The following is a 7,785-nucleotide window of genomic DNA, read 5'->3' as shown; positions in this document are numbered from 1 at the left end:
CGCCCACCGAGCGCTTCGGGCGGCCACCCACACCCCGGCGCACGAAGGAATCAGACGATCAGGCGGAAACCTCCGTCTGCCCTCACAACTCAACCGGGACGACCGTCCCCTGAGTCATCGAGGCCGACTCTGGGATCAACGGGTGGATGTGGAAGCGGTCCTTGACCATGCCCTGTTGGCCGGATCGACGTGCACCTGATCGAGTGCACGCTCAGGTCGGCTGCCGTCGCACCCACTTTCCATGCCTCGGCCAGCATCACCACCGGCTCGCCGCGCTCGTAGGACTGGTTGGCCATCTGCGCACTCGAGCGTGTCGATCACGGCTGACATTTACACGACTGGCGGTCAACCTACGGTCTCCCATTTGGATGACCGCCGACCCGCGGACTTAGTGCGATCAAGGAACCTGCAGGTAGAGCCTAGGGTGGAAGAGTAGGGCGGGTGGGACTTGAACCCGCGACCCACGGATTATGAGTTAGCTCGATTGGTGTTGGTCACTACCGACAAATGTCGTTTTGTGATGCTGCGGGCAGGATTTGCCGTGCCGCTGCGTCAGCCTGTGATGGCGCGCTCCGTCCGGTGCCGTCGACGTGGGAGCAACCACCGAGCAACCGTACCGTCTTTACCTAGTGCCGTTATGCGTAATATGCGTGTATTCCCTTGAGTTATGACGCTGCTGCTCCACATAAGGCGTGATGGCTAGCGAATGGAATGAGCAGCCGTTGAGCAGTCTGCGATCGCCCTTACGAGATCACGGGAGGTTTCTCTGCTTGTCCGACCAACTACGACACTGCCCGGTTGCCAATCTCTGCGACGGTCCAAGTGTCTGTCATGAGCTCCTGGGTGAGCGAAGCGGGAGATATTAATCGAGGGCATCTCTATCTGTCTGATTGTTGCAGGCACTCGCTGCCGTATGGCGCGGTCGTATAGTGCTGGTGCTGCCGTCTATCACCAATGCGGACCTTGCGGCTGTCCAGTAGTGCGTCGTAAATTGTGTGTCTTTGGATGCATCGATTGCTCGGGCAATGAACGGGACGGCATGAAGGCGAACGAAACCACCCTTCGCAAGCTCATTCAGGGCGACCAGCAATTACTGGTCCCCCTCTACCAGCGTCAATACACCTGGGAACGTCCGCAGCTCACCCAACTGTGGTCCGATATCACCGCCCAGGTCGACGTGCTGGCCGAGCAACGGCAGGATGCACCCAGCCACTTCTTGGGCTCGGTGGTCCTCGCTCCTGGGCCAGAGCTGGCGCCGAGCCGGTCCCAATGGATCATCGTGGACGGACAACAGCGCCTCACCACGCTGATGGTCGCGCTCTGCGCGATCCGGGACCACCTGATGGCCGAGGATCCCACAGCTCTGGAACGCATCAACGAGCTGCACCTGATCAACAAGTTCCAGCAGGGAGAGCTGCGCTACCGGCTCCTGCCCACCCAGGCGGACCGAACGGCCTTCAAGGCTTGCGTGGACGGCACGCTGGAGGGCAAGTCCGACAGCCTGATCGGCAACGCCTACCAATTCTTCCGCGGGGTGTTGAAGGAGTTCGACGATCCAGCCGACCCACATGACATCGCGCGCGTGGAGTCGGTGCTGCTGAACCGGCTCAACCTCGTGCAGATCCTGGTGGAGAAGGACGATAACGCGTTCCGCATCTTCGAGTCGATCAACAATACGGGCATGCGGCTCAGCCAGGTGGACCTGATCCGCAACTACGTCTTCATGTGCCTGCCCACCCGGGGCCAGCACATCTACGACGAGTACTGGAAGCCGATCCAGGACCTGCTGGACGCCAAGGCCATGGAACAGTTGATGTATCTGGTGCTGGTACTGAAGGAAGGAGACGAAGCCCAGTACAACGCCGTCTACCGCGGCCACCAGCAGCTGCTCCTGGCGCTGTCCGGGGACGAGCACCGCATCGAGGAGTATGCCCGTGACCTGTACCGGCGTGCCCGGCATCTCAAGGAGATCCTCTTTCCCGCCGACGACATGCCGTTCGCCGGGCGGCTGCGCTTCCTCAAGGAGTGGCAGGCTTCGACCGCCTACCCCCTGGTGATGCGCCTGCTGGAGTTGAGGGAGGACGACTACATCGGCGACGAGGAGGTGGATGAAGCGCTGACCTATGTCGAGAGTTTCCTCGTCCGCCGTCTGATCGCCGGAGTCACCACCAGCAACCTCAACCGCATCTTCCAGCGGCTTGCCGTACAGCTGGTGGCCGAAGAGGAGGTGCCACAGGCGATTCGGACCGCGCTTTCGCCCGCCAGACTGTACTGGCCTTCGGATGAGCAGCTGAGGGAGGAGATCCGCAGCCGCGCCTTTTACTGGCAGGGACGTACAGTCCAGCAGAAGCTCGTCCTACGGCGCATCGAGGAGTCGCTGGGCAGCAAAGAGCGGGTAGACCTCGCCGACAAGCGCATCACCATCGAGCACGTCCTGCCGCAGTCTATGACCGCTGATTGGCTGAGCGAACTCTCCAACGGGGGAGACGACGCCGATCTTCTGCATCGCCAGCTCGTACACACTTTGGGCAACCTCACGCTCAGCGGCTACAACTCCGAGCTGAGCAACAACTCCTTTGTCGCCAAACGCAAACAGCTGGGCCAGAGCGGGCTGGTGATGAACCAGGAGATCGCCGCCTGCGATCGCTGGGGGAAAGCCGAGATCCTGGCCCGCGCCGATCGCCTCGCGGACCGGGCGATCGCCATATGGCCCGGTCCGGAGGAGTCCGGCCGCCGGGGCAGCGCCGCCTCTCGCGATTGGACACAACTGCACAGCGCCTTGGCCGCTCTGCCGACCGCCACCTGGACCTCGTATTCGGACCTCGCCGAGCTGATCGGCTCGCATCCGGTACCCGTCGGGGTACATCTGGCAAGCGTCCCGGTGCTCAACGCGCACCGGGTCCTCACCAGGTCGGGACAGGTGTCCGATGGTTTCCGCTGGGTCGATCCCGACGACGATCGAGACGTGCACGAGGTGCTGCGCGCGGAAGGACTTGTCTTCGACGAAGCCGGACGCGCCTCCCCGGACCAGCACATCAGCGTACGCGACATCGCGGAGCTACTCGGCCTGCCCATCGCCGCGGATCTGGCCGAGACCGAGGCCGCCGGCGATGAGTCCCTTTCGCCGCAAGCGTTGACGGCACTGGAACAGCGTTTCCTGCGGCAGCTCAACGAGCAGAGCGGGCCACAGGCAGCCGGCGCAGTTCAGCGGCTGCTGGAGCACTGGCGCGCACGGGGCGGCGAGCTTCAGTACGGCACCTCCGCCAACGCCTCCTGCGCGCCGATCATCAAGGTAGGCGGACAGTCCCTGTACGCCATCCGCCTTTACCCCAAGAGCGCCGAGATCCCCTTCGGACTGCTGCGCAACCGCAAGCCGTTCAACGATCCGGCGCTGCGAGAGGAACTTCGGCAGCGGCTCAACGACGCACCCGGCGTGGACATTCCCGTCGCCAAGCTGGAGCTATATCCCTCCATCAAGAACAGTCAACTGGCGAGCGTCGCTGTGTTTGACGTGGTCGTTGCGGTGCTCGACTGGTTCAGGGCCAAGGTAACCGCATCGGAGGAGCAGGAGGGGTGACCGATTCCGCGGCCCGTTCTTCGGGACGGTGAGGCACCGGACCAAGATCTCCCGGAAGCTCTCCACCCATGCGAGTGGTGATGGAACGAGCTCACCCGGCGAAGGGTCCTTCGCCGGGTGAGCGAAACAGCTGAGGTGGTCGTCGATGACGAGGCTTCCAGCCCGTACCTCACACGTCAGAAGGTGGCGCTTGCCGATCCTCCTCGGGATCCGGCTCCGTGAAGAGTCCTGCTGCCATGGCCGGGTCCGGGGCGCCGTCACCCGCTGGAATCACGTCGGCACCTGTGGGTTGCGGATCCTCGACAGCGGAAGCCTCATCCTCGACCTCCTCCGCGAGCGTCGGCAGAACGTATTCCTGGCCAAGCCCCGCCAGATGTAGCGGCAGGGGCAGAGCGAGGGCCTGCGGGTAGTCCGGCGGCTGACGCATCTGATGCACGGCGAGCGCCAGCGATTCCGGATCGTCACCGTCGTCCTGATGGCATCCGAGAACGGCGATCTCCACCAGCCCGGGATTCCAACCCGGGATGTTGGTGTCAATCCTGGTATCGCCCTTGTGCTCGCCGGCGCGACGGGGGGCCAGTTTGTCGGCCTCAATGGCCGAAGTCCGGAACTGTGCCGGCTTGGGCGTGGTGCTGTAGAAGACGCGGCTCGCACCGTCGCACTGCGGCACCCACAGGTGGGACGGCAGTCCGTTCGCCTCGTCCTTCGGGTTGACCCCCCACCACTGAGGGGTCTCCCGGCCCTGCACGGTTCGCACGCGGACGAGCCGCCGGTTCGGGTGTAGCCGGCGAGCCGGCGCGTGGCCGTCGCGGATGCGGTCTGGTTCCACTTGGCCGTCCTGAAGCCACGTCCAGTGCGAGCGGGCGTTCTGCCCGTGGGCGAGGAGCAGCGTGGGAGCGCCGCGCAGGGAGCGCAGCATCTTCTGCAGCCATTCCTCCGTGTCGCGCCGCTGCTTGTCCATGGCGCGGTAGTAGCTGCCCGGCTCGCCGTTCTCGGTGCCGGGCACGGCGACCTCCGCGAGCCGCGTCAGCTTCAGCAGCAACGCGGGGTACGGGATCCACGCATTCGCCTCGGGGTCCCATCCCTGGACACCGGCGATGCCGCTGCCCGATCTTTGCGGAGTCACGAGCACAGCGATCGGGACGTACGCCGCCCACCGATTGCGTGCCGTGCGATTCTTCCTGACGAGCCAGACCGCGGCGTACCGCAGGCCGACGGGCAGTTTCTCACCAAGGCCATGCTCGGGGTGCACACGGATGCCGAGCTGTCGCAGGCCATCGTCCCAGGCCATGGAAACGCGATGATCGACGGTCTTCACCGAGTCGTATCGCCCGGCCTTCTTGGGCACCGTCACGAACTGGGTGACCGCACCGGCGTCCGCGAAGCCGAGCCTGAGCGCGAACTTGGGGTCGTGGTCGCCGGTCTCAAAGTCGGCCCTGCGGTCGAGTTCCACCAGCGCCAGCGTGGGAGCCGTGCCCGTGATGTCGCCGGCCAGCCAGGAGCGGGCGCTGGTACGCCGGTCACGGACGGCCGCGCCGATCGCCGAGGAGGTACGGGGCTTTCCCTTCGGCGGGAGGGCGAGCCCTTCTCCGAGGCCGGCCGTCAGCTTGACGCAGCGCAGTCGCACGGTGAGCTCGGCGGACTGCCACTCAAGGGTCACCGGGTCGCCGGGGCGTGCGGCCTCGTACTGCGCCTCGGTGAAGACGCCGCCTTCGCCTTTCAACCCGAGGCGTTCGACGAGTCCCGTGACCGCTGCCTCGCGTAGCTCACGGGTCTGCCAGAGAAGCCGTGCCTCCAGTGTAGGAAGCTTTCCCGGATCGGCCTCCGGGGTCAGCAAGGACATCGCGAAGGCTGCGCCCACCCGCCGTTCCGCCGCCCTGCGGGCGTCTTCTTCAGGCTTGTCCTCCTTCTTCACGCCGGTGGGAGGAGCGTTGAGGGGCTTGGCGGACCTCACTTGCCGCGTGCGGACCAATGCGGAGGTCGCCCGCACCTCGGGGGGAAGGGCTTGCTCAGCCCACTCGGTGAGCTCAGAACGCTGATGCGATTCGTGGCACAGCTCGGTCGGCCGCCCGGAGTCCGCGTCGAGCAGCCGGTCCTCCGGGCCGATCGCGTCCGCGGGAAGTGAGCTGTTGGAACCGTTTCATGGCCTTGCGCACGCCCGCCTTGACCGGCTTCTCCAGAGCGTCGAAGCTTTCCCAGAAAGTGTTGGCGAAGGCGAGCTGCGGCACGCGGAACCTCCCAGGGCGAATGATGGATCACAAGGGTATGGGCGAGCCGTTCACCGAACCAGCCATCTCAGAAGATTGCGTTGGTTGAGGGCGACGTGTGGACTGACGTCCGTTGAGGAGTTCGAGTCGATCTCACCAAGCATCCCCTGACAGAGTTTGAGCAGCGCCTCGTCGACATCGCAGCCGACAGGGGGTATGAATTAACCCATTTAGTGAAGAAGGTCTGCGAGTTAGGCCATTCGAGAAGCTGCGTGACAATCTACCTCGTCCGGGCGTATACCCTCCGCCAGGTGATCGAGGTCAGGATCCACCCGGAAACCCCTGTGACGGTGCTTGAGGCGATTGCGGCCATGCACGGGCTGAGCATCAACTCTGAATTCCGCTTTCATTCCAATTTGCGTCGATTTCCAAGAAGACGCAACAACGGCGTGGCCGAGATCCCCTTTGCTCGTGCGGTCGGATGCGCGGATATCACTGCCTTCGATCGCCTGCTACAGGCGCTTACGGCAGGCTGATCCAAGCCGCGGGCCGGGAGCCTCCCAGCGGTGGGATTGGCTCTGCGCTCCATCGAAGGCGGCCGATGCCTCCCTAACACACCTCATCGAGAAGCTGTGACGCTGCCTTAGGGTCCATCAGATTTGACCAGACTTGTTCGGCGGGTAGCAAGTCACGTTCGGGCAGAGTGTATTCGGGAAACCAGGCATCAAACGCGCAGCCGGGAACGCGAGAAAGGATCATCGCAGTGAGGTTTGTCGGGACTGAGCCGGTGATTCGGATGGCGACGTAGGTCTCGTGACCATCATCGGCGCGGACGACAACGCCAAGTCGGAACGTTGGGAAGTCGGCGGCATGCTCGTGGCCGTCATGTAGTGAGCCTCGGATGAGAGCGCGCAGCTCAGTGTTGAGGCGCAGTGCGAGTCGAGTGCCTGCCTCCAAGAGGTAACGATCGTGATCGTCCTGATTGGGCAGGAGGTGACTCACATAGGTGTCAGTGGTCAACGGCTTGTCGTGCTCGGCGTTGTATCGCTGTCTGGCAGTACGGGCTTCCCTGTGCAGGGAGGCGTAGAAGTCGTCGTTAGATCCGTCCTCGCGGATGCCGGCAGCCACAAGCCAGTCCCGCACCTCGGAATCGGGTTCGTCGGCGAGGACGGCACCCCGCCATCGGCCGGTCTTGACCTTGAACAGGACGACATCGTCGATGGCCCGGATTCGCTCATGCGGGGTGCCAGGGGCGGCGAACTGCTCGCTTGCCTTCTGCAGCACAGGGTGGTCGATTTGGTCGAGTGTGGTCTGGGCCGACGGGACGGGTAGACATAGGTCGTCGCGCAGACATCTGAGCGTGGGGCGGACCGACATGAGGTCAGTCCTCCCACTCGCCGACACCGCCGAGTCGGTCGATCTTCTCACGTGACAGCCCGGTGAGTGCGGCGACACTTGAACCGAGCGAGCCGTCGAGCACCTTCATAGACTCGATCATGCCTTTGCGGATCTCCTCACGGCGCTGCTCCAGGTAATCTCTGACGGCTTCGGACACGACGTCCTTCTTGGTCATGCCGAGGAAATGGGCAGCCTGGGAGATCAACTCGTCCGTCGCGGGGTCGATCTTCAGGGGTGCTTGACGCTTCGTGGCAGCAGCCATATCTATCCCTCCCGCGTCCATGGTACCTAAGTACCTCAGGGTTGGCCTGAGTTGACGTAGGTCGCGTCACCTCGACGGTCGTAGTCGGAACTCAGCAAGGCCTACTCGGAACGTCGCCGAAATCTGCCGCTCCGAAGATTCTCAAGCGAGCCTGGATCAGCGCCTCGTCGGTGAAAGGGCCCTGCAGTTCCCGGCGCAGCAGATCGGCGAACAGGAAGCAGTGCCGCAGCAGGAACTCTCGGTAGATCGGGTTGGCGATCTCCGGTTCTCCGGTTCCCCGGATGAGGCCCAGATTGCGAACGTAGGAGACGTCGTCGTCGAAGGGAGCGTCCGTGCCCGGC

Annotated in this window: 6 protein-coding genes; 2 read left to right on the top strand and 4 right to left on the bottom strand. The window is 64.0% G+C overall.

The features are described from left to right. Positions 1-1,039 precede the first annotated feature (1,039 nt). On the top strand, positions 1,040-3,577 hold the full coding sequence (locus ACTWQA_RS58260) for a DUF262 domain-containing protein (RefSeq protein ID WP_443167371.1): 2,538 nt from the start codon (positions 1,040-1,042) through the stop codon (positions 3,575-3,577). A gap of 169 nt (positions 3,578-3,746) precedes the next feature. On the opposite strand, the gene ACTWQA_RS58255 is transcribed toward ACTWQA_RS58260, so the two are convergent. Beyond that, complete coding sequence (locus ACTWQA_RS58255; RefSeq protein WP_443167370.1) at positions 3,747-5,492, bottom strand: RNaseH domain-containing protein; 1,746 nt, start codon at positions 5,490-5,492, stop codon at positions 3,747-3,749. Positions 5,493-6,095: 603 nt separating this feature from the next. Between ACTWQA_RS58255 and ACTWQA_RS58250 the strand changes: the two genes are divergently transcribed. After that, positions 6,096-6,320, top strand: coding sequence for a hypothetical protein (locus ACTWQA_RS58250; RefSeq protein WP_443167369.1), 225 nt, complete (start codon positions 6,096-6,098; stop codon positions 6,318-6,320). A 73-nt stretch (positions 6,321-6,393) separates the two neighbouring features. Here ACTWQA_RS58250 and ACTWQA_RS58245 read toward each other — a convergent pair whose 3' ends face one another. The 3 genes from ACTWQA_RS58245 to ACTWQA_RS58235 form a co-directional block, all read right to left on the bottom strand. Continuing rightward, on the bottom strand, positions 6,394-7,068 hold the full coding sequence (locus tag ACTWQA_RS58245; protein ID WP_443167368.1) for a hypothetical protein: 675 nt from the start codon (positions 7,066-7,068) through the stop codon (positions 6,394-6,396). Between the two features lie 97 nt (positions 7,069-7,165). Further along, positions 7,166-7,444 carry a hypothetical protein gene (locus ACTWQA_RS58240; protein WP_443167367.1) on the bottom strand — a complete coding sequence of 93 codons (279 nt, stop codon included), beginning with the start codon at positions 7,442-7,444 and terminating at the stop codon, positions 7,166-7,168. Between the two features lie 91 nt (positions 7,445-7,535). After that, positions 7,536-7,785, bottom strand: a 250-nt coding sequence (locus ACTWQA_RS58235) for a hypothetical protein (protein WP_443167366.1), incomplete at its 5' end; no start/stop codon positions are given.

Origin of the sequence: Nonomuraea sp. 10N515B (assembly GCF_052245915.1) — a bacterium.
Classification (GTDB): domain Bacteria; phylum Actinomycetota; class Actinomycetes; order Streptosporangiales; family Streptosporangiaceae; genus Nonomuraea.
This window is presented reverse-complemented; position numbering and strand designations above follow the sequence as displayed.

Coding starts and splice junctions, on each gene's coding strand:
- ACTWQA_RS58240 (WP_443167367.1), bottom strand. CDS start 7,444: ATGGCTGCTGCCACGAAGCGTCAAGCACCCCTGAAGATCGACCCCGCG.
- ACTWQA_RS58260 (WP_443167371.1), top strand. CDS start 1,040: ATGAAGGCGAACGAAACCACCCTTCGCAAGCTCATTCAGGGCGACCAG.